This window comes from Bradyrhizobium sp. 40 (assembly GCF_023100925.1).
Lineage (GTDB): Bacteria > Pseudomonadota > Alphaproteobacteria > Rhizobiales > Xanthobacteraceae > Bradyrhizobium.
Genome location: NZ_CP064688.1, coordinates 5,743,003 through 5,762,546, shown reverse-complemented (window position 1 = coordinate 5,762,546; position 19,544 = coordinate 5,743,003). Strand labels below are relative to the sequence as shown.

Below are 19,544 nucleotides of genomic sequence, written 5' to 3'. Positions count from 1 at the left end.
GACGTGGGCCCTATGCTAGACTTGCAGGAAGGCCATGTATTCGTTGAATTAACCTATCCCCACCTTATCGGCTTAGGGATATGTAGGGCATCACGAAGTGGCGACCTCCACACCGGACGAATGCGGGGTGGAACCGAGCACCCGGATACAACGTAAACCTGCACCAATCGTGCCAAATGACCGATCGTGCCAAATGACAAAGTCAGGGCAAACCATGGCGAACCAAGGGCAGAGCGCCGATCGCGGTCTTGAGGGGCTGACTGCCGCTGCCAAAACTGCTGCCGATGCCGAAGGCGCCAAAAAGGGCCTGCCTCCGGTGCATTTGTGGAATCCGCCGTTCTGCGGCGATCTCGACATGCGAATCGCGTCCGATGGTACTTGGTTCTATTTGGGGACGCCAATCGGCCGTCATGCTTTGGTTCGCCTGTTCTCGACCATCCTCAAGCGTGAAGGCGACAAGCATTTCCTCGTCACGCCGGTGGAGAAGGTCGGCATTCGCGTCGATGACGCGCCGTTCATGGCGGTCGAGATGCAGAAGGACGGCGAGGACAACCACCGCGTGCTCCGCTTCCGCACCAATGTCGACGACTGGGTCACCTGCGATGCGGCGCACCGGCTGCGCTTCGAACAGGCCAAGGACGGCGGGCTGACGCCCTATCTGCACGTCCGCGCCGAGCTCTGGGCCAAGGTCACCCGCGCGCTCTATTACGATCTGGTTGACATGGGTGAGGAGCGGATGGTCGATGGCCAGCCGATGTTCGGTGTCGAATCGGCCGGCGAATTCTTTGCCATGGCCGATGCGGAGCAGGTGAGGGCCGCGCTTTGAACAAGCCTATCTCCAGGAACGATCCCGCCGTGATCGGTGCGGCCGATTTCTTCGCCCGCTCTGCCGCGCGGCTCGGCTTCGACGTTCCGCCCGGTCTCTACGATCCCAACATCATTCCGGCCTCGGGCGATCCCGGTACCGACAAGATGCTCGAGATCATCGCGCGCGAGCAGCCGGTGCGGCCGGCGGCGGTCCTGATCGCAGTGGTCGATCATCCCGAGCCGACCATCCTCCTGACGCAGCGCTCGGCGCATCTGAACGACCATGCCGGCCAGATCGCCTTTCCCGGCGGCAAGATCGACGCGACGGACTCCTCGCCGCTCGATGCGGCGCTGCGCGAGGCCGAGGAGGAGGTCGGGCTGTCCAGAGACTTCGTCGAGCCGATCGGCTATCTCGATCTCTATGGCACCGGCTTCGGCTTCCGCATCCTGCCCACGGTTGCCAGGGTGCGCCCGGGTTTTGAGCTGACGATCAACCATTCCGAGGTTGATGACGCGTTCGAAGTGCCGCTATCCTTCCTGATGAACCCGGCCAACCACCAGGTGCACAGCAAGGAATTCCGCGGCATGGAGCGGTCCTACTACGCGATGCCGTTTGCCGAACGCTACATCTGGGGCGCGACGGCCGGCATGCTGCGCGTACTCTACGAGCGGATCTATTCCTCATGATCCGCCCGATCCTGACCGAGATCGGAATCTTCCTCGTTCCCTTTGCCGTCTATGCGCTGTTCCTGGCCGCCACGCGCTCCGGCCTGTTCGTGCAATCGTCCTGGCCGATCACCATCGTCGCACGCCTCATGCTGGCGGCGCTCGTGCTGGTGATCGCGGGGCTGATCGGCTTTGCGCATTTCTCCGGCGCCGCGCCGGATTCGACCTATGTCCCCGCCCATGTCGAGAACGGCAAGCTCGTGCCGGGCGTGGAAAGATAGGGCCGGCCGATGAGCGCGGTGCCCATGCTCGCCGATGCGCCCTGGCTGATGTCGGGCGGGACCGCGCGCGTCCTGCAATTGCTCAACGCGGATGGCGAGGAGGCGCGGGTCGTCGGCGGCGCCGTGCGCAACGCGCTGCTCGGCCTCCTGCCCGGTGACATCGACATCGCGACCACGGCGCTCCCGCACGAGGTGATGCGGCGCGCCAAGAGCGCCGGCATCAAGGCCGTGCCGACCGGCATCGACCACGGCACCGTCACCCTCGTCATCGACAGCCAGCCTTACGAAGTCACGACGCTGCGCGAGGACACCGAGACCTTCGGCCGCAAGGCCAAGGTCGCGTTCGGCCGCGACTGGGTGAAGGACGCCGAGCGCCGCGACTTCACGATGAACGGGCTCTCGGTCGATGCCGACGGTGTCGTCCACGATTACGTCGGAGGCATCGCAGATGCGGCGGCGCGGCGCGTGCGCTTCATCGGTGATCCCGACCAGCGCATCGCCGAGGATTTCCTGCGCATCCTGCGCTTCTTCCGCATCCACGCCGCCTTTGGTGCCGGCGATCCCGATCGCGACGGCTATCTCGCCTGCATCCGGGGACGCGCCGGCCTTGCGAGCCTGTCGGCCGAGCGGCTGCGCATGGAGATGCTGAAGCTGCTGGTCGCTCCCGGCGCGTCCGCCGCCGCGCTCGCCATGGCCGATGGCGGATTGCTGCAGGCGCTGACCGGCGGCGTCGTTTATACCGGGCCGCTCTCGGCGATGATCGCGATCGAGCGCGAGCTTGGCCTCGCCGCGAGCAGCACGCGGCGGCTCGCCGCGCTGACGGTCGCTGTGACCGAAGACGCCAAGCGCGTCGCCACGCGGTTGAGGCTCTCCAATGCGGAAACCAAGGCGCTGGATTCGATGGGGCACCGCTGGTGGCGCTTGGCCACCAAGGGCGAAGCCGATGCGCAGCGATTGCTCTACCGGCTCGGCGCGGAGCGCTATCACGATCGCGTGTTGCTGGGCTGGGCGCGAGCCGGCGGTGACGTCGGCTCATCGCGATGGCGTGCGCTCGCCGAGCTGCCGCAGCGCTGGATTGCGCCGAAATTTCCGCTCCGCGCTGCCGACTTCATCGCGCGCGGCATGGCGGAAGGACCCGCGCTCGGACATGTCTTGACGCTCGCCGAGGACGCTTGGCTTGCTGCGGATTTTCCCCTAGAGGAAGCCGCACTCGTTTCCATCGCCGATCAAGCTGCGGCACGAATCAGCCGCGACGAGAGAACGTGACCATCGTCTCAGGCTTCGCCGACATCTCGATCTTTCAGCTGCTGCTGGTCGCGTTGATGGCGTTGTTTGCTTCGATCATCGGTGGTCTCGCCGGCTACGGCACCGGCGCCCTGATGCCGCTGGTGCTGGTGCCTCTCGTTGGCGCCGAGCCCGTGGTGCCGATCATCGCGATCTCCGCGATCTTCACCAATTCCAGCCGCGCGGTCGCCTATCTCCGCTATGCCGATCGCCGCCGCGCGCTGATCGTGCTGGCCTGTGCGGCACTGACGACCGCGCTCGGCGCCTACGGCTATACGCGCCTCACCAATGCGGGGGCGGCGCTCGTGATCGGCTCCATGCTGATCCTGAGCGTGCCGCTGCGCCGTGTGCTCCGCCGCCGCCAGGTCAAGATCGGCGACACCGGTCTCGCGGCAGGCTCGGTCGGCTATGGCGTGCTGGTCGGCGGCACCTCTGGCTCCGGCGTGATCCTGCTATCGCTGCTGATGGCCGCGGGCCTTGAGGGCGCCGCCGTCATCGCGACCGATGCAATGATCTCGCTCGGCACCGGCCTCATCAAGATCTCGGTGTTCGGCCTCGCCGGCGCTGTCACTGCGCAGGTGCTCGCCTTTGCACTTCTGATCGGTGCCATCGCGATTCCCGGCGCGTTCCTGGCCAAAGCCTTCGTCGAGCGGATGCCGGTACACATCCACACCGCGATCCTCGACGTCGCGGTGATCACGGGCGGGTTGGTGATGATCTCTGCTGCGGCGAGGCAGCTGATCTAACGCCGACAGGTGTCCCGCTGCGGGGGTTGGATCAGGCCGCAGGTCTAGTGTGAGGGACTACAATCCAGTTCCTTGATCCTGCCGGCGGCATCAAACGCCAGGAGTGCACTCATCACGCCGGCACTGGTGATGTACGAGATGATGGTGCCGTCGTTGCGCCAGGGATTGAGGTCGTCCAACGTGCCCGCCGGATATTTTCGGAGGCGATCGACCCAATAGGCACGAAGTGCCTCGCGGCCGGTGATGGTTTGCCCGCCGGCGCAGCCGCAATGGACCACGGCGTCCTCGGCATAGAGTTCCAAAATCGCGTCGATGTCGCCCGCGCGATACGCATCAAGCCAGTCGACCGCAACGGCCATGGGATCAAAGGACATATTTTTCACTCACATGCGTCCAAATCTGGTTCAGGCCGGGGAACCACCGAGCCTCCTATGATTTTAATATCCCACCCGGCCGCGGCCATATGCCGAAGGACATAGAGGACCGGGCCGAGGGCAAGATCGATGTTGGACGCGTCCGCCAGGCAGGGGATACTCAAGCCCATCCGGCTTTTGCTCGTTGATCCACAGCCGATCGTTTTGCAGGGACTGAGGTCGGTCCTCGGGACGCAGCCGGATTTCGACGTTGTCGCAGCGTCCAGCGATCGGACAAGCTGCCTCCAAGCAATTCGGAAGCTGACGCCTGACGTCGCGCTTCTTGCCGACAAGGTGCCGGATCTCACGGTCTCCGAGATCCTCGCGATCGTGAAGGCTGAGAAGCTCTCGACGCGCCTGGTGTTCTTTGCCGAGTCCGACACCGACCACGATCTGACCTCAGCCATCGCAGCCGGCGTCTGCAGCTCAATTTCGAAATATGCCTCTCCCGCCACGATGCTGCGATCGCTGCGGCTGATGACGAAAAGCGGTGTGGCACTGGAGAAGTCCGACCTCTCGGCAGCCGGCAAGGAAGCGGACGGCGACGGCAAAGTCGAAAAGATGCTGGAGCTGTTGACGCAACGGGAACGTCAAATTGCACGACTCGTGGCGGAAGGACTATCGAACAAGGAGATCGCGCGCCAGCTCAACGTTTCCGACGGGACGGTCAAAGTCCACCTGTACAATATTTTCCAGAAGCTTGAGATCACCAACAGGACTGTGCTCGCGACCATCGCGTTGCTGCAACGCCCCTCCGGCCTGGCCGCGCTCTCGCTGGCCTTTCTGGCGTTCGCTATTGCGGACGAACTCAAGGCGTCGGAAGCGAACGATATCTTGCCGGATGAGAACGGCGTCGGCCACGCGGACGAGCACGCGGGATACGAGCACGCGGCCTACGAGCCATGGAAAAAAGGGATTCTCCGGCACCTCGTCGTTTGGGAATCCGGCGAGACGCCCACGCAAGCCCAGAGAGACTTGTTCGCCAAGGCCGCCCAAATCACCAACCCGGCAGCGGCGATGGAAGCGCAGCGCACGGCCGAGCAATCTGGAGGCTCGAAAGCGTGGACACACCCCGGTCCAGCAGGATCGGGCGCGCCCGATCTTCCGCGCTTACTGCGAGAAGCGATCGACATACAGACCGGTGACGACCCGGCCCCGGAACATCAATTCCCGCGGCTTCTTTCCAATGCGATGTCGATGCACGGAGGGTATGGCAACTTTGCTATTCTCACCGGTGCGTTGATCTACGCACTGCAGGACCCTCATCTCGCCGCGCACGCGCATGACCTCCGTGACGCCTCGATCGACAGCATCCTGGCCGCCACCGAAGAGAGTGCGACCACAAAGCTGGCCGCGATCACCCATGCTGCCGCCAATCCTGACGACCATTCAGCCCCAAGTTTTCTTTCGCAGGATGTCCGCCTGTCTTCCGCCGTTGTGACCACTGGACACGACAATGCCGCTCAAGAAGGCGCTCTGGTTCAAAAAGGCCCAGGCGATGCGGGTGACAATCTCCATACACCTGTTGGCGCGGACCCTGGTCACGATGCCGGTAGCGGCGTAGGCGGCAACGTTGAAAAAATTGTTTATCGCTCCCCGATCGACTCCGAGTCTGACCATTTCAACTCGACCTCACCCGACACTGTGTTCGATTTCGCGTCGGGGCCGGGCAGGATCAATCTTGCGGCTTTCGGAGCGCTTGCCTGGCTGCATATGACGGCGGCAACCAAGTCTATACCGCCACATACACTCGCCTGGGTCTACGACTCCGCAAGCAATGAAACGATCGTCTATGTGAATGCGACCGATCGTGTCCTTGATGTCGGCGATCGCGGCCTGCTGGAAATCCATCTCGAGGGGATTGTGGCCGTTGCGGAGGCGGATGTCGGCTCCGAGCCAGATGGTGCGGCTGTTGCGACCACCTTGGAGCAGCTCGAAGCAGTGCTGATATCGGCGACCGAAACCGATGCGACTGTTTCGAGCAAGGATCATGTCCAAACCACTATCGAGGGGAGCGAGAGCTCGCTCGGGACGTCTGGAGCCTGGGCGATTCTGGCCAACGGCGGCTCGGGGTTCCAGTTTGGGCAGGCTCGCTTGGGAACGTCGACGAGGCTCGGAAGCTCCACCGGCGCATCGGCGGATCCAACGGAAGAGAGCGATGGTGCGTCTGCCGCGTCGGCTCACGGATCATCCATGGAGCTTGCGCATAGCGGGACGGCCCCGGTAGCCGCAAATGTCGCATCGAACAGTGGTCCGGCCAATACGGGCAACGGCGTTTCGTCGACTGCACCCAACGAGATCGGCCAACCCAATATCGTAACCGCCGACAACGCGGAGCACGGCAACTCGCAGCACGCTTCAGACCCATCGACTGAAGCTGGCTCCAAACCGGGCAACGGCGTCGGCAATGGCGCCGAGCATCACGATAAGGGCCCGGAGGCACCGGGAGGATCAGCGAAGAAGGCAGAACCAGACGGCGCGGAACACGGCAAAGCCGGGCACTCAAACGCTGCAAAAGCACCGGACGCAGCTAAGACCGATCCGGACGTCGCAACGGACGCCAACGCGGGTCACGGCAACTCAAAGCACGCTTCGGAGCCGGGGTCTGCAAAAGCGGCAGCCGACGAATCGACTGAAGCTGGCTCCAAACCGGGCCATGGCGTCGGCAATGGCGCCGAGCATCACGATAAGGCCTCTGAGGCTCCGGGAGGGTTAACGAAGAAGGCAGAACCAGCGGGCGAGGATCATGGTAAATCCGGGCACTCAACCGCACCGGACGCAGCCGAGATCGATCCAGGCGCCGCAACGGCTGCCGGCGCAGTCCACGGCAACTCGCAGCACGCTTCGAAACCAGAGTCTGCAAAGGCGGCAGCCGGCGAACCGACTGAAGCCGGCTCCAAACCGGGCAACGGCGGCGAGCACCACGCTTCGGCTTCTGATGCGGCGCACGGACCAGCGAAGACGGCAGAACCAAGGGCTGCGGAACACGGCAAATCCGGGCACTCATCCGCTGCAAACGCATCGGACGCGGCCGATATCGATCCGGGCGCCGCAGCGGCCGCCAACGCTGGCCACGGCAACTCGCAACACGCTTCGAAGCCAGACTCTACGAAGGCGGCAGCCAGCGAAGCAAGTGAAGCTGGCTCCAAACCGGGCAATGATGGCGGCCATGGCGCCGATGATCATCACGCTTCGGCTTCTGAAGCCGCGCAAGCATCAGCAACGACGGCAGAAACAGGCGGCGCGGAACACGGCAAATCCGGGCACTCATCCGCTGCAAACGCATCGGACGCAGCTGAGACCGATCCGGGCGTCGCAACGGCCGCCAGCGCAGGCCACGGCAACTCGCAGCACGTTTCGGAGCCGGGATCTGCAAAGGGAGCAGCCGCGGAATCGACTGAAGCTGGCTCCAAGCCGGGCAACAGCGTCGGCCATGGCGCCGAGCATCAGGCTTCGGCTTTTGATGCGGGGCAGGGACCAGCGAAGACGGCAGAACCAGCCACCGTGGACCACGGCAACCCGGACAACGAGTTACACTCGGCCTCTGCGAACGCGTCGCAAGCAGCCGACATCACAGAGCCGAGCGTCGCAGCAGGCGGTAACGCCGGACGCGGTAACTCGCAGCACGCTCTGCAATCTGCTGCAATCGCATCAGAAGAGGCACACCCGACCGAAGCTGCGTTCGAAACCGGCGGCCTGGACCAAGGACCGGTGTTCCGCTTCGATAAAGGCGCAACCCCTGCTACTCCTGTCGCGGTGGGTGAGCTTAAAAAACTCGATGATCCGCTGGGTTCGCACGTTCCGTCCAGTCAGGAAGAAGGCCTCGGGTTTAACGTCAACATCGTCCCTCATGCACTGAACGGACACGCGGACGATCACGGCAATAGCGGTGCGCATCAAGCCATTGTGCCTGTGCATCATGATTTGCTGATTTGAACTGTGATCGCGACGGGGCGATGACTGGCGGGCTCCGACTTTGGTGAGAGACTTCCCGCGACCGAACGTATCGGCGAGCGCATCTGCCTGGTCTCGCGTCTCAGAAACGTAACGCTTCGGCGGATCAGCCTCTTTGCTGAATTGTTCAGGGTTGCAGCCGTGAGAGCAGACGTTGCCGATCCTGATCGCGACGTCGCTGCTCCATGCGCATCCGTTCGAGCTCGCCTTCGGCTTTGGCTGTGTCCTCGTTCTGGCGCTTCATTTCAATGATCAGCGCCTCTTGCTCGGCGAGCCGCCGTTCTCCTTCGACGACCTCGCGTTCGATCTGGCTCAGCTCATCGTATATCGCCGTCGTGTACATCGCGATCCTCGCGCGGCCGTGCTGCAGAAGGCACGCCGGAGAGCAGTTTTCGCCTCTTCCAGGAGCTTGATCGGGCCGCTTGGTGCGGCCTTGACCGAAGCGCAAGGCGCATGACTTTCAACTCAATCAGCTTCTCGAACGTTCCGGCTGTTTCCATTTTTTCCCGAGCTTGGATCGGTCGATCGAGCGGCCGTGTTGTAATCATTTTGGCGGAAGCGGCTCACCTAACACGCGACTGCCTGGAACGGACCTCCTCGCGGCGACAATGCACTCGGCTCAGGGCTGCGCCTCAGTCAAGTTGCAAACAAGCGGTCGGCACAATATCGTCGATCGTCCGCCCGCATGTCTGACGTCCGATCTTTCAGGAGCCAACACTATGAATGTGGTCTCAGTGCCCGGCGGGATCCATCGCCCTCCAGGGAAGGTCGATATCCCGTCTGCCTGGCGGGGCGCTGAGATGAAAGCCAATCCCAATCGATGGTTGATATCGCTTGCAGCCGGCGAGATCGCGGAACTTGAGGGCGCGGCTGAAACGTATCTGGGCAAAAACAAAAGAATTGCCGAGATCACGAAGGAAAGCTTTCCGCTTCCCCGCTTCGGCGCGCATCTGGAAGAGCTTAAGACAACGCTCCTGGCTGGCCTTGGCTTCGAAGTGATCCGCGGCCTGCCGGTGGCAAAATATAACCAGGAGCTCGCCGCGACGATATTTTGTGGGGTGGGCGCGCATCTTGGATCGGCGCGGTCTCAGAATGCAGCGGGTCACATTCTCGGTCACGTCCGTGACACCGGCGCCGATGCGAAGGATCCGAATACCCGCATTTATCAAACCTCGGAACGGCAGACATTCCACACGGATTCGTCCGACGTGGTTGGATTGTTATGCATTCGCGAGGCGATGGAGGGAGGGGATTCTCTCCTTGTCAGTACGACGACAATCTACAACGAGATGTTTGACAGGCGTCCCGACCTTGCCACCCTCTTGTTTGATCCGATCGCGACAGACCGGCGAGGCGAGGTGCCGGAGAACGAAAAGCCATATCTTGAAATCCCGGTGCTGAATTGGCATGCGGGGTTCCTGACCGGGTTCTATCAGCGCCAGTATATCGATAGTGCGCAGCGCTTCCCCGATGCGCCGAGACTGACTCCGGCTCACGTCGAGGCGCTCGATCTCTTCGACACGCTCGCAAATGATCCCGGGCTGCATTTCGGCATGCGGCTTCAGCCGGGTGACATGCAGTTCGTTTACAATCATGCCTTGTTGCATGACCGGACCGGATTCCGCGATTGGCCCGATGCAGGCCAGAAGCGTCATCTGTTGCGCCTTTGGCTCAGCATGGAAGGCGACCGGCCGCTGCCCGATTGTTTCAAACAGCGCTATGGCTCGATTGAGATTGGCAACCGCGGCGGCATCATCACCAAAGGTACCAGTTTGAACGTCCCGTTGGATTGACGTTCCGGATGGTTTGAACCGGAAGCCCAGACCCAACTTGGCCTCGCAAGCTCTAGCCGCAGGAGCAGGCCGGACAATCCCTTCGACAGCGCCAAGCTGAAACTCTCAACGTGGCTCGACGCGACCAGGGCGAGTATCCATAAATGCCGCTTCTCGGCGTAAAGCGGACTTACGCATCACCCGAGCTACTTGAATGCCGCGGTCTCCGCCGGGGCGGGTGTACTTGGCCGCACGAATACAATGGTGGAGTTCACTGGAATTTCCGCGTTCTCGCGGGTGCCCTGACCGATGAGAATGAGGCCTGCTCCACCATTGGCCACCGTCAGGATGACCGGTTCACCCGCCCATGTCCTGATCGGCTCCATCCCGATGATGAGAAACTCACCGATTGGCTGGTCCAAGTACTGAAGTCTCAGCTGCGGAGCGATTTCTGCGGGCGCAAGTCCGAAACCCAACCGTTGCGCGCGCGCATAGATTTCGGTCAACGACGCTGTCTCGCCCTTGAAGCCGAGCTCCGCGGCCGAGACAGGGACGAGCTGCACGTCCGTTTTCTTGCCACTCAGGGTAAAAGCCGGCCGCGCAAGGACTTCAGCAGCGGCGCTTCCGACGTCGCAGCCCATTGCACTCATCGCCTTGCGAAGGGCGCGCATGTCCCTGAATGTCCCTATCGCAATCGTCTTCCACAGCCGAACATCGGCGGCCGAACTGACGGGAGTCTGCGATCGCTGCACCGGAGGAGCAGTCTTGAGGTCCAGGTGATTGCGCAGAACGTCCTGCGCGGTGCATTGAGCTTTGGCCTCGCTAGCGAAAGCGAGGATAAGCGCGCCACAGAGCAGCAGGGCAATAACGCCGACGTCGCGTTCTGTCGAACGATTCGGCCTCGCGATGTCTCGGTGCGAGGCGATGTAATCGATCTCGCCGCGCGTCGTGCCGATGTCCATGAGCTCCCTGTCGCTGAGGCCGCGCAGGGTCGCTTGTGCACGCCGGCGTCTACGGCGCTCCCGCCATGTGCTCAAGAATTGCTGGACGAGGCTGACAGCGCGCTGCGTTGATCCGAAGGGCCGTCGCATCCATGCGGCGCCATAGATCGCGCTCATCGCAATCTCCTTTGGCTTGCTTCTCACCGAGGGCTAAGGTGCCAATGCTCGGTCCGGCACGCTTGACGAGGGGCTTACATTTTTCTTACCGGCGGCTTATTCTTTGTGTCCAGCCGGTGCGGGGGCGTTTCCGTGAGGCTGACGTCGGCCGATCCCGCGACGCTGGGCAAGGCACACTCGATATTCGGCTTACATTTTTCCGTTCGAAGGCCTATCCTCGCCGGACAATCGCTGCGGCGCTCTCGGAAGTAGAGGGCAAGCCTGGGGAATGGTGCCATGCGCTATTTCTTCGAGGACTGTGTGCTGGATACCGACCGGCGCGAGTTGCGGCGCGGGGCCGATGCCGTGCCTACGACGCCACAGGTACTTGATCTGCTCGGCTATTTGATCCGCAGCAGGGATCGGGTCGTCAGCAAGGATGATCTCATAAACGCGATTTGGAATGGTCGGATCGTGTCCGACGCGGCGCTGACGACCCGATTGAACGCGGTCCGACGCGCGATCGGCGACTCAGGCGTGCAACAACGTCTTATCAAGACATTTCCACGAAAGGGCTTTCGTTTCGTGGGCGCTGTCCACGATGACGAGCGATGTCCCGAAACTGCGGTGACATCAGGCGCCCTCGCAGAACCGGCGAATCTTGCGCGCGCAGCCGCGGAGGCAGCGGTTTTGGTCCCGGAGTTCTCCGAAAAAGTAGCTTTCAAATGGCGGTCCAAGAACTGGGTGCGTCACATCAGAGGCCCTCTGAAGTTCGTCGGCGGGACGCTGGCGTCGGTTGCTGCCATCGGTGCAATTGCCGGCGGCCTTGTCGGTTATTGGAATGTTTGGAAGACGCTCCGTACCGACGCGGTTCAGGAAGCTCGAGAGCTTCACGGACAGCCGATAGTCAGGCCCGAGATCGCGCATCGTCTCTCTCTCATCGTGTTGCCCTTCGCCAACCTCAACAACAATCCAGAGCAGGATCACCTTGCCGATGCCATCACGACAGATTTGACGACCGATCTTGCGCGAGCGCCCGCCACTTTCGTCATCGGACGCGAGGCCGCCCGCACCTACAAGAATAAGTCGATCGATCTGAAGCAGCTTGGAACGGATATCGGCACCCGCTGGGCGGTGCGCGGCGCGGTGAAGCGCAGCGGAGATCAGGTGCGGATCAGCGTATCGCTGACTGATCTTCAGACTGCGCACGACGTATGGTCCGACCGGTTCGACGGCGATCGGACAGATCTAGCCATCTTGCAGAAGAATATCACGGTGCGGCTCCTCTGTGTTGCGCACCTGCAGCTCCGCCAATACGAAGAAGCCATCGAACCGTGTAGCCGATCGCTAAATATCGGCGCGGGCCTTCAGGCTTACACAAGCTGATCTCGGCCTACGGCCGACGGGACAAATGGGAGTTGCCGTGACAGTGCTGGCTGCACCACTTAAGCGAGATACGATAATTACAGGCAGGGCGTTCCGAGGATGGCCTTCTGCTTCCAGGAATTCAGATGCTGAAAGTATCCGCCGAGGGACTCGGCCAGCAAAGTGTAACGGCCGTCAGTCCCTTGGTGACCGACAGGCGGCTGTCCCATGATTGAATTCCCTGCCAGACGCCTGCGAGCCGTCGGTTGCGAGCGAGCTGCGTCTTTCGGAATGTCCTGCTCCATTGTCGCCTCCGCCTTTTCGGTTCTGACAAGAAGATGAATCCGGACAGCGCCTCGTCGGCCGTTCTGCGCCATGCAGCGATGTCCGCTATCGCGCCTTTTTGGCGGAGAAGCGGACATCACGCGCGCCGGAGCTGTGCGCTCCGATCAAACTAGGACGTGGCCTCAGCCGCGCTTACTCCTCGTCTTCGTCATCATCCTCGTCTTCGTCGTCGAGCTCTTCCAGTCGATCGAGCACCGCGAGCGGCAGCGTCTCGCGAAACAGATCGCCTTCTGCGCCCATCCAGAGACAGATCACGTCGTCGCCCTTCACGTCAGCGACGGTGAGCGGCTGCCCGCCTGATTTCAGCATGACGATATCGCCGGCTTTTAGTTCCATGGATGGTCCTTTCGGTTGATTGACGGAGAAGCTAGCAAACCGGCATGACATGCCGATCACGGGCTACTTGGTCAGTGGATGTGTTGCGGTAGGGCGCATGCGCCGGCCGGGCTGCTGAAATCGATCAGAGAGCTTTAGGCCGGAGCGATCCCATCACGAGAGGCAATGGCGCCTGTTCGATGGGTGGCGCAAGGGCTCTTCCGTCCCGTGCGTCGCGACCATGACACCATGCGCCTGTTTTGCCCGACGGAGCAAATGATTTCGTCAGATCCGCAGTTTGCGTTTACCGCAAGTCCTTGATTCTGCTGCGGCCGTCTACTGTGCATGGGGTTGTTTTCAATGTTTTTGTTTGCGCACCCTGATTGCAGTCAGCCCGGCAGCAGTTCTGTCAGCGAGCGGATGATGCGGTCGGGCTTCACCGCCGAGCCTTCGGGCAGGCCGTCGCCATGCACGTCGATCCAGATCGCGTAGATGCCGAGACGCTGCGGCGTCACGACTTCCCATTCCAGATTGTCGCCGATCATCCATGTGTCTCTTGCGGTGACGCCGAGCGCGTCCATCGCGTGCAGATAGGCGCGCTCCTCGGGCTTGCCGAAGCCGTGCTCGCCCTCGATCTGGATGTGGTGAAAGCGATGCGCCAGCTCGAAGCGCTCGACCTTGGCGCGCTGGGTGTCGGCGGCGCCGTTGGTCACCAGCGCGAGCTTGATGCCGAGCGCCTTGAGCCTGTCGATGGCGTCATGCGCGCCGGGGAAGACGAACATCTCCTCTTCGCGATAGGCGGTGAAACGGTCGGCGAGACGAATGGCGAGGTCGTCGGGCAGGGCGCGATGACCGGCGGCCGCGAGCGCGGCGAAGCCGCCCTTGACGGTGAGATGCCGGGCCTCGGCGAGCTTCATCCGCCAGGAGGCGTCCGCATTGGCCCAGAAGTTTTTCGCGAACGCCAGGACGGTGCTTGCGACCAGTTGCGGCGGCAGCGGCGCGAGCTCCTCCGCGAACTCCGCTGTGATCGCGTTCCAGGCGATCTCGGGCCGCGCATAGGCCGACAGGATGGTGTCGTCCATGTCGATCAGCATGGCGCGCGGCAGCGGCCTCATTGCGGGATTCATCGTCGTCATGGCCATTTCACCTCCGGCGGCAGCGACGACAGGATCGAATCCACATTGCCGCCGGTCTTGAGACCGAAGATGGTGCCGCGGTCGTAGAGCAGGTTGAACTCGACATAGCGGCCGCGCCGGATCAATTGCTCCTCGCGATCCTCCGCGGTCCAGCTCGTCGCGAAATTGCGCCGCACGATGTCGGGATAGATCTTCAGGAAGGCGCGGCCGACATCCCGGGTGAAGGCGAGGTCGGCGTCCCAGTCGCCGCTGTCATGCCAGTCGTAGAAGATGCCGCCGATGCCGCGCGCCTCTTTGCGATGCGGCAGGTGGAAATACTCGTCGCACCACCTCTTGTACTTGTCGTAATCGGCGACGCCGTTCGGCTGCGTGCAGGCCTGTTTCATTGCGGCGTGGAAGGCGACGCTGTCGGCGTCGTCCTGCGTGCGGCGGCGGTCGAGCACCGGCGTGAGATCGGCGCCGCCGCCGAACCAGGCTTTGGTGGTGACGACGAAGCGTGTGTTCATGTGCACCGCCGGCACGTGCGGATTGCGCAGATGCGCGATCAGCGAGATGCCGGAGGCCCAGAATTTCGGGTCGTCCGCCGCACCGGGAATCTGCGCGCGAAACTCGGGCGCGAATTCGCCGTGCACGGTGGAGCAGTGCACGCCGACCTTCTCGAACAGGCGGCCGGACATCATCGACATCACGCCGCCGCCGCCGGCCGCGCCGGTATGATCGGTGCGCTGCCACGGCGTGCGTTTGAAGCGGCCCGGCTCGCCCGAATAAAGGCTTTGCGGGGCATCGTCCTCCAGCCGCTCGAAGCTCGCGCAGATGTCATCGCGCAGGGCTTCGAACCAGGCGCGTGCGCGCGTCTTGCGGTCTTCGATCAAGCTCGGGTCCATTGTGGATGTCATTCTCTCAACCCTGCGGACCGTAATAGGTGCAGCTCTCGTTGCAACTGTCGCGGTGGATGCTGACGCGGGTGAGCTTGCCGATAGGGGCGAGCCGCTCCCACACGAAGCGCGAGAGGTTTTCCAGCGTCGGTGTGCCCAGCGCCTCGATCTTGTTGAGGTACTTGTGATCAAGCGTCATGCGCACGTCCTCGATGGCGCGCTGGACCAGGCCGAGATCGATCACCATGCCGGTTTTGGGATCGGGCGTGCCGCGCAGCGTCACCTCGGCGCGAAAGGAGTGGCCGTGGATCTCTTCGCTATCAGCGCCGAACGTCGTTCCCGACAATGAGTGCGCCGCCTCGAAGCGAAACGATTTCGTCAATTCCCACATCTGTTCGAAAACCAATCCTATCTGATACCAAGCGACTTATGCGTCTGCACGCTGAGCCGCCATTGCGGATGATTGAGGCAATAGTCGATTGCGCCCGCGGTGTTTTGGGCGACCTCGGGCCCGTCCATCGGCTGCAGCGAGAAGCGCTCGAAGGCGAGATCCGCGAAGGTCTCCGGCATGGCGAGCGGCTGCGGATAGACCAGCTTCAGCTCGTGGCCGCGCCGGATCACAAGATCGCTGCCGCCCTTCGGGCTGACGCAGATCCAGTCGAGACCCTCGGGCGGGGCGATCGTGCCGTTGGTCTCGACCCCGATCTCGAAGCCGCGGGCATGGAGCGCGTCGACCAGCGCGGCATCGACCTGAAGCAGCGGCTCGCCGCCGGTGAGCACCACGTAACGGTTGTCGGTGGAGGCCGTCCATTGCGCCGCGATGGTGCCGGCGAGTTCCGCAGCCGAAGCATAGCGCCCGCCGAGCGTGCCGTCGGTGCCGACGAAATCGGTGTCGCAGAATTTGCAGGTGGCCTCGCTGCGGTCCGCCTCGCGCCCGCTCCAGAGATTGCAGCCGGCAAAACGGCAAAACACGGACGCGCGCCCGGCGTGGGCGCCTTCGCCTTGCAGTGTCAGGAAGATTTCCTTGACCGCGTAACTCAACCGTCTCTCCTCAACATATCAAACTTGCGGGTTCCGGAGCTGCCGCAGCGCTTCGCCTGCGGCCATCGCCGCGGTCATGGCGACATTGAGCGACCGCAGCCCCGGAGCGATCGGGATCACCAGCCGGGCGTCCGCCGCCTCGACCACCGCCTCGGTGACGCCGGCGCTCTCGCGCCCGAATAGCAGGATGTCCGCCGTCTGGTAACGGAAATCGCGGTAGTCGGTCGCCCCCTTGGTGGTGAACAGCAGCAGGCGGGCGCCCTGCGCCGCGCGCCATTGCTCGAATTTCGACCAGGAGTTGTGCCTGACGATGCTGACCTGATCGAGGTAGTCCATTCCCGCCCGGCGGAAATGCCGGTCGGAGACCGGGAAGCCCGCCGGTTCAATGATATGGGCGGCCACGCCCAGACAGGCGCAGAGCCTGAGAATCGTGCCGGTGTTCTGGGGGATGTCGGGTTGGAAAAGCGCTATCTGCATGGGCTGTGCCGGGTTCGGTGCGGGCCGGAAATGTCTCAATAAAACATCGCTGGCCGCGGAATTCGTGCATTGCACGCTCCCGCGCCGATAGCGGGCTTGCGCTCGCCCGGCAAGGGTGCCAATAGAACGATTCTGGACTGCTGTTTTCGCCTTGTTTTGGTGGGGGCACGTGAAGTTCTGCCGCCGCGGGGGGCCGCGGGCGCCGGCAGGCTGTTCTGGGGACCTTGGGGGCTCCTGGAGCGGTTCCGCCGGCTGCATAAGAAGAAAGGGTTGGAATCGTGACGACAGCGTCTTCGGCGGACCATCCGACACGCCGTGATTTCTTATTCGTTGCAACGGGGGCAGCTGCAGCAGTAGGGGGCGCAGCCGCGCTCTGGCCCTTCATTTCCCAAATGAATCCTGATGCGTCGACCATCGCCGCCGGTGCGCCGATCGAGGTCGATCTCAGCCCGGTCGCCGAGGGGCAGGACATCAAGGTGTTCTGGCGCGGCAAGCCGATCTATATCAGCCACCGCACCAAGAAGCAGATCGACGAGGCGCGCGCCGTCAACGTGGCGAGCCTGCCCGATCCGCAGTCCGACGAGGCCCGGGTCAAGTCCGGCCACGAGCAGTGGCTGGTCGTGATCGGCATCTGCACCCATCTCGGCTGCATCCCGATCGCCCATGAAGGCAATTACGACGGGTTCTTCTGCCCCTGCCATGGTTCGCAGTACGATTCGTCCGGCCGCATCCGCCAGGGGCCCGCGCCCGCGAACCTGCCGGTGCCGCCGTACCAGTTCGTTTCCGACACCAAAATCCAGATCGGCTGAGCCTCGGGCCCTCGTCCGAAGCTTCGCGCCGTCTCGTCGTACTATTTCCTCAGGATCGCATCATGAGCGGACCATCCGACTACCAGCCGAGCAATCCGGCCCTGCAATGGATCGAGCGACGTCTGCCGATCCTCGGCCTCATGCACTCCTCCTTCGTGGTCTATCCCACCCCGCGCAACCTGAACTATTGGTGGACCTTCGGCGCCATCCTCTCGTTCATGCTGGGGATCCAGATCCTGACCGGCGTGATCCTGGCGATGCACTACACGCCGCATGCCGACCTCGCCTTCAAATCGGTCGAGCTGCTGGTCCGTGACGTCAATTACGGCTGGCTGCTGCGCAACATGCATGCCGTCGGCGCCTCGATGTTCTTCGTCGCCGTCTATGTCCACATGCTGCGCGGCCTCTATTACGGCTCCTACAAGGAGCCGCGCGAGGTGCTATGGATCCTCGGCGTCATCATCTACCTGCTGATGATGGCGACGGGCTTCATGGGCTACGTGCTCCCCTGGGGCCAGATGAGCTTCTGGGGCGCCACCGTCATCACCAATCTGTTCTCCGCCATTCCCTATGTCGGCGAGAGCATCGTGACGCTCTTGTGGGGCGGCTATTCGGTCGGCAACCCGACGCTGAACCGCTTCTTCTCGCTGCACTATCTGCTGCCGTTCCTGATCGCGGGCGTCGTCGTGCTCCACGTCTGGGCGCTGCATGTCTCCGGCCAGAACAACCCTGATGGCGTCGAGCCCAAGACGGAGAAGGACACGGTTCCGTTCACGCCGCATGCGACCATCAAGGACATGTTTGGCGTGTCCTGCTTCATGCTGCTCTACGCCTGGTTCATCTTCTACATGCCGAATTACCTCGGTGACGCCGACAATTACATTCCGGCGAATCCGGGCGTGACGCCGCCGCACATCGTGCCGGAATGGTATTACCTGCCGTTCTACGCAATCCTGCGTTCGATCCCGAACAAGCTCGCGGGCGTGATCGGGATGTTCTCGGCGATCATCATCCTGTGCTTCCTGCCCTGGCTCGATGCTGCCAAGACCAAATCGTCGAAGTACCGTCCGCTGGCCAAGCAGTTCTTCTGGATCTTCGTCGCGGTCTGCATCCTGCTCGGCTATCTCGGCGCGCAGCCGCCGGAAGGCATCTACGTGATCGCCGGCCGGGTCCTGACGTTCTGCTACTTCGCCTACTTCCTGATCGTGCTGCCGCTGCTCTCGCGCATCGAAAAGCCGCGGCCGGTGCCGAACTCGATCTCGGATGCCGTCCTGGCCAAAACCGGGAGCAGGTCGACGCCGATGGTGTCGAGCGCGATCGTGCTTGCGCTGGCGGGCGCGTTGTTTGCGGGCTCAGCCGACAGCGCGCGTGCCTCCGAAGGCAGCGACAAGCCGCCGGGCAACAAATGGTCGTTCGCCGGTCCGTTCGGCAAGTACGACCGCGGTGCGCTCCAGCGCGGGCTGAAGGTCTACAAGGAAGTCTGCGCCAACTGCCACGGCCTGTCCTACGTCGCCTTCCGCAACCTCGCGGAAGCCGGCGGTCCCGGCTATTCGGTCGCGCAGGCTGCAGCCTTCGCCTCCGACTACAAGGTCAAGGACGGCCCGAACGACGCGGGTGACATGTTCGAGCGCGCGGGCCGGCCGGCGGATTATTTCCCCTCGCCATTCCCGAACGAGCAGGCCGCGCGTGCGGCGAACGGCGGCGCGGCGCCGCCGGATCTGTCGCTGATCACCAAGGCGCGCTCCTACGGCCGCGGCTTCCCGATGTTCATCGTCGACTTCTTCACCCAGTATCAGGAGCAGGGCCCGGACTACGTCTCGGCGCTGCTCCAGGGCTTTGAGGACAAGGCACCCGAAGGCGTGACCATCCCGGAGGGGTCCTACTACAACAGGTATTTCCCGGGCCACGCCATCAAGATGCCGAAGCCGCTCAGCGATGGCCAGGTCACCTACGACGACGGCTCGCCGACCACGATCGCGCAATATTCCAAGGACGTCACCACGTTCCTGATGTGGACCGCCGAACCGCACATGGAAGCGCGCAAGCGCCTCGGTTTCCAGGTGTTCATCTTCCTGATCATCTTCGCCGGCCTGATGTACTTCACCAAGAAGAAGGTCTGGGCCGACTCGCACTGAGCGGCCCGAGGCGAGAATGAAGAGGC

19 protein-coding genes are annotated in these 19,544 nt (G+C 62.9%); 11 read left to right on the top strand and 8 right to left on the bottom strand.

Annotated elements, in window-relative coordinates:
- The first annotated feature begins 214 nt into the window (after positions 1-214).
- From IVB40_RS27705 to IVB40_RS27685, 5 genes are read left to right on the top strand one after another with little or no spacing between them, the layout of a single operon-like run.
- On the top strand, positions 215-826 hold the full coding sequence (locus IVB40_RS27705) for a DUF1285 domain-containing protein (RefSeq protein ID WP_063993497.1): 612 nt from the start codon (positions 215-217) through the stop codon (positions 824-826).
- Positions 823-1,494 carry a CoA pyrophosphatase gene (locus IVB40_RS27700; protein ID WP_247466246.1) on the top strand — a complete coding sequence of 224 codons (672 nt, stop codon included), beginning with the start codon at positions 823-825 and terminating at the stop codon, positions 1,492-1,494. The genes IVB40_RS27705 and IVB40_RS27700 overlap by 4 nt, the downstream gene beginning before the upstream one ends.
- On the top strand, positions 1,491-1,754 hold the full coding sequence (locus IVB40_RS27695; protein ID WP_018454951.1) for a DUF6111 family protein: 264 nt from the start codon (positions 1,491-1,493) through the stop codon (positions 1,752-1,754). The genes IVB40_RS27700 and IVB40_RS27695 overlap by 4 nt, the downstream gene beginning before the upstream one ends.
- Positions 1,755-1,763: 9 nt before the next feature.
- Positions 1,764-3,020 carry a CCA tRNA nucleotidyltransferase gene (locus IVB40_RS27690; RefSeq protein ID WP_247816886.1) on the top strand — a complete coding sequence of 419 codons (1,257 nt, stop codon included), beginning with the start codon at positions 1,764-1,766 and terminating at the stop codon, positions 3,018-3,020.
- A complete protein-coding gene (locus IVB40_RS27685) occupies positions 3,017-3,784 on the top strand; it encodes a sulfite exporter TauE/SafE family protein (protein ID WP_027568567.1) in 768 nt (255 codons plus the stop codon). The genes IVB40_RS27690 and IVB40_RS27685 overlap by 4 nt, the downstream gene beginning before the upstream one ends.
- 44 nt (positions 3,785-3,828) lie before the next feature.
- Here the strand turns inward: IVB40_RS27685 and IVB40_RS27680 are convergent, their stop codons facing one another.
- Positions 3,829-4,158 (bottom strand): nuclear transport factor 2 family protein, encoded by a 330-nt coding sequence (locus IVB40_RS27680; protein ID WP_247291269.1) that lies wholly within the window; start codon positions 4,156-4,158, stop codon positions 3,829-3,831.
- 129 nt (positions 4,159-4,287) lie between these two features.
- Between IVB40_RS27680 and IVB40_RS27675 the strand changes: the two genes are divergently transcribed.
- From IVB40_RS27675 to IVB40_RS27665, 3 genes are all read left to right on the top strand, one after another.
- Positions 4,288-8,133 carry a LuxR C-terminal-related transcriptional regulator gene (locus tag IVB40_RS27675; RefSeq protein WP_247816885.1) on the top strand — a complete coding sequence of 1,282 codons (3,846 nt, stop codon included), beginning with the start codon at positions 4,288-4,290 and terminating at the stop codon, positions 8,131-8,133.
- Between the two features lie 172 nt (positions 8,134-8,305).
- Positions 8,306-8,608 carry a hypothetical protein gene (locus tag IVB40_RS27670; protein ID WP_247816884.1) on the top strand — a complete coding sequence of 101 codons (303 nt, stop codon included), beginning with the start codon at positions 8,306-8,308 and terminating at the stop codon, positions 8,606-8,608.
- 262 nt (positions 8,609-8,870) lie between these two features.
- Positions 8,871-9,944: a TauD/TfdA family dioxygenase gene (locus IVB40_RS27665; RefSeq protein ID WP_346283267.1), complete on the top strand. Its 1,074-nt coding sequence runs from the start codon at positions 8,871-8,873 to the stop codon at positions 9,942-9,944.
- A gap of 185 nt (positions 9,945-10,129) precedes the next feature.
- On the opposite strand, the gene IVB40_RS27660 is transcribed toward IVB40_RS27665, so the two are convergent.
- On the bottom strand, positions 10,130-11,041 hold the full coding sequence (locus IVB40_RS27660) for a DUF1127 domain-containing protein (protein WP_247816883.1): 912 nt from the start codon (positions 11,039-11,041) through the stop codon (positions 10,130-10,132).
- Positions 11,042-11,317: 276 nt separating this feature from the next.
- On the opposite strand from IVB40_RS27660, the gene IVB40_RS27655 reads away from it, so the two are divergent.
- Positions 11,318-12,406, top strand: a complete 1,089-nt coding sequence (locus IVB40_RS27655; protein ID WP_247816882.1) for a winged helix-turn-helix domain-containing protein — start codon at positions 11,318-11,320, stop codon at positions 12,404-12,406.
- A gap of 456 nt (positions 12,407-12,862) precedes the next feature.
- Here IVB40_RS27655 and IVB40_RS27650 read toward each other — a convergent pair whose 3' ends face one another.
- From IVB40_RS27650 to IVB40_RS27625, 6 genes are all read right to left on the bottom strand, one after another.
- The gene (locus IVB40_RS27650; protein WP_027516401.1) at positions 12,863-13,066 is read right to left on the bottom strand and encodes a DUF2158 domain-containing protein; all 204 of its coding nucleotides are present in this window, start codon (positions 13,064-13,066) and stop codon (positions 12,863-12,865) included.
- 368 nt (positions 13,067-13,434) lie between these two features.
- The gene (locus tag IVB40_RS27645) at positions 13,435-14,187 is read right to left on the bottom strand and encodes an HAD family hydrolase (RefSeq protein WP_247399887.1); all 753 of its coding nucleotides are present in this window, start codon (positions 14,185-14,187) and stop codon (positions 13,435-13,437) included.
- Positions 14,178-15,077, bottom strand: coding sequence for an oxygen-dependent coproporphyrinogen oxidase (gene hemF, locus IVB40_RS27640; RefSeq protein ID WP_247816881.1), 900 nt, complete (start codon positions 15,075-15,077; stop codon positions 14,178-14,180). The genes IVB40_RS27645 and hemF overlap by 10 nt, the downstream gene beginning before the upstream one ends.
- A gap of 4 nt (positions 15,078-15,081) precedes the next feature.
- On the bottom strand, positions 15,082-15,447 hold the full coding sequence (locus IVB40_RS27635) for a 6-carboxytetrahydropterin synthase (RefSeq protein WP_247819603.1): 366 nt from the start codon (positions 15,445-15,447) through the stop codon (positions 15,082-15,084).
- A gap of 17 nt (positions 15,448-15,464) precedes the next feature.
- Positions 15,465-16,097 (bottom strand): 7-carboxy-7-deazaguanine synthase, encoded by a 633-nt coding sequence (queE, locus tag IVB40_RS27630; protein WP_247291253.1) that lies wholly within the window; start codon positions 16,095-16,097, stop codon positions 15,465-15,467.
- Positions 16,098-16,115: 18 nt separating this feature from the next.
- Positions 16,116-16,574 (bottom strand): tRNA (cytidine(34)-2'-O)-methyltransferase, encoded by a 459-nt coding sequence (locus tag IVB40_RS27625; protein WP_247816880.1) that lies wholly within the window; start codon positions 16,572-16,574, stop codon positions 16,116-16,118.
- A 278-nt stretch (positions 16,575-16,852) separates the two neighbouring features.
- Between IVB40_RS27625 and petA the strand changes: the two genes are divergently transcribed.
- A complete protein-coding gene (gene petA, locus IVB40_RS27620) occupies positions 16,853-17,383 on the top strand; it encodes a ubiquinol-cytochrome c reductase iron-sulfur subunit (RefSeq protein WP_026232845.1) in 531 nt (176 codons plus the stop codon).
- Positions 17,384-17,445: 62 nt separating this feature from the next.
- Complete coding sequence (gene fbcH, locus IVB40_RS27615) at positions 17,446-19,518, top strand: cytochrome b/c1 (protein ID WP_247816879.1); 2,073 nt, start codon at positions 17,446-17,448, stop codon at positions 19,516-19,518.
- The last annotated feature ends 26 nt before the right edge of the window (positions 19,519-19,544 follow it).

Bases quoted from the DNA above. Each gene is read 5' to 3' on its own strand.
- IVB40_RS27690 (WP_247816886.1), top strand. From the start codon at position 1,764: ATGAGCGCGGTGCCCATGCTCGCCGATGCGCCCTGGCTGATGTCGGGC.
- IVB40_RS27705 (WP_063993497.1), top strand. From the start codon at position 215: ATGGCGAACCAAGGGCAGAGCGCCGATCGCGGTCTTGAGGGGCTGACT.
- IVB40_RS27680 (WP_247291269.1), bottom strand. From the start codon at position 4,158: ATGTCCTTTGATCCCATGGCCGTTGCGGTCGACTGGCTTGATGCGTAT.
- fbcH (WP_247816879.1), top strand. From the start codon at position 17,446: ATGAGCGGACCATCCGACTACCAGCCGAGCAATCCGGCCCTGCAATGG.
- hemF (WP_247816881.1), bottom strand. From the start codon at position 15,077: ATGACATCCACAATGGACCCGAGCTTGATCGAAGACCGCAAGACGCGC.
- IVB40_RS27650 (WP_027516401.1), bottom strand. From the start codon at position 13,066: ATGGAACTAAAAGCCGGCGATATCGTCATGCTGAAATCAGGCGGGCAG.
- IVB40_RS27695 (WP_018454951.1), top strand. From the start codon at position 1,491: ATGATCCGCCCGATCCTGACCGAGATCGGAATCTTCCTCGTTCCCTTT.
- IVB40_RS27660 (WP_247816883.1), bottom strand. From the start codon at position 11,041: ATGAGCGCGATCTATGGCGCCGCATGGATGCGACGGCCCTTCGGATCA.
- IVB40_RS27625 (WP_247816880.1), bottom strand. From the start codon at position 16,574: ATGCAGATAGCGCTTTTCCAACCCGACATCCCCCAGAACACCGGCACG.
- IVB40_RS27665 (WP_346283267.1), top strand. From the start codon at position 8,871: ATGAATGTGGTCTCAGTGCCCGGCGGGATCCATCGCCCTCCAGGGAAG.
- IVB40_RS27635 (WP_247819603.1), bottom strand. From the start codon at position 15,447: ATGTGGGAATTGACGAAATCGTTTCGCTTCGAGGCGGCGCACTCATTG.
- IVB40_RS27675 (WP_247816885.1), top strand. From the start codon at position 4,288: ATGTTGGACGCGTCCGCCAGGCAGGGGATACTCAAGCCCATCCGGCTT.
- IVB40_RS27645 (WP_247399887.1), bottom strand. From the start codon at position 14,187: ATGGCCATGACGACGATGAATCCCGCAATGAGGCCGCTGCCGCGCGCC.
- IVB40_RS27655 (WP_247816882.1), top strand. From the start codon at position 11,318: ATGCGCTATTTCTTCGAGGACTGTGTGCTGGATACCGACCGGCGCGAG.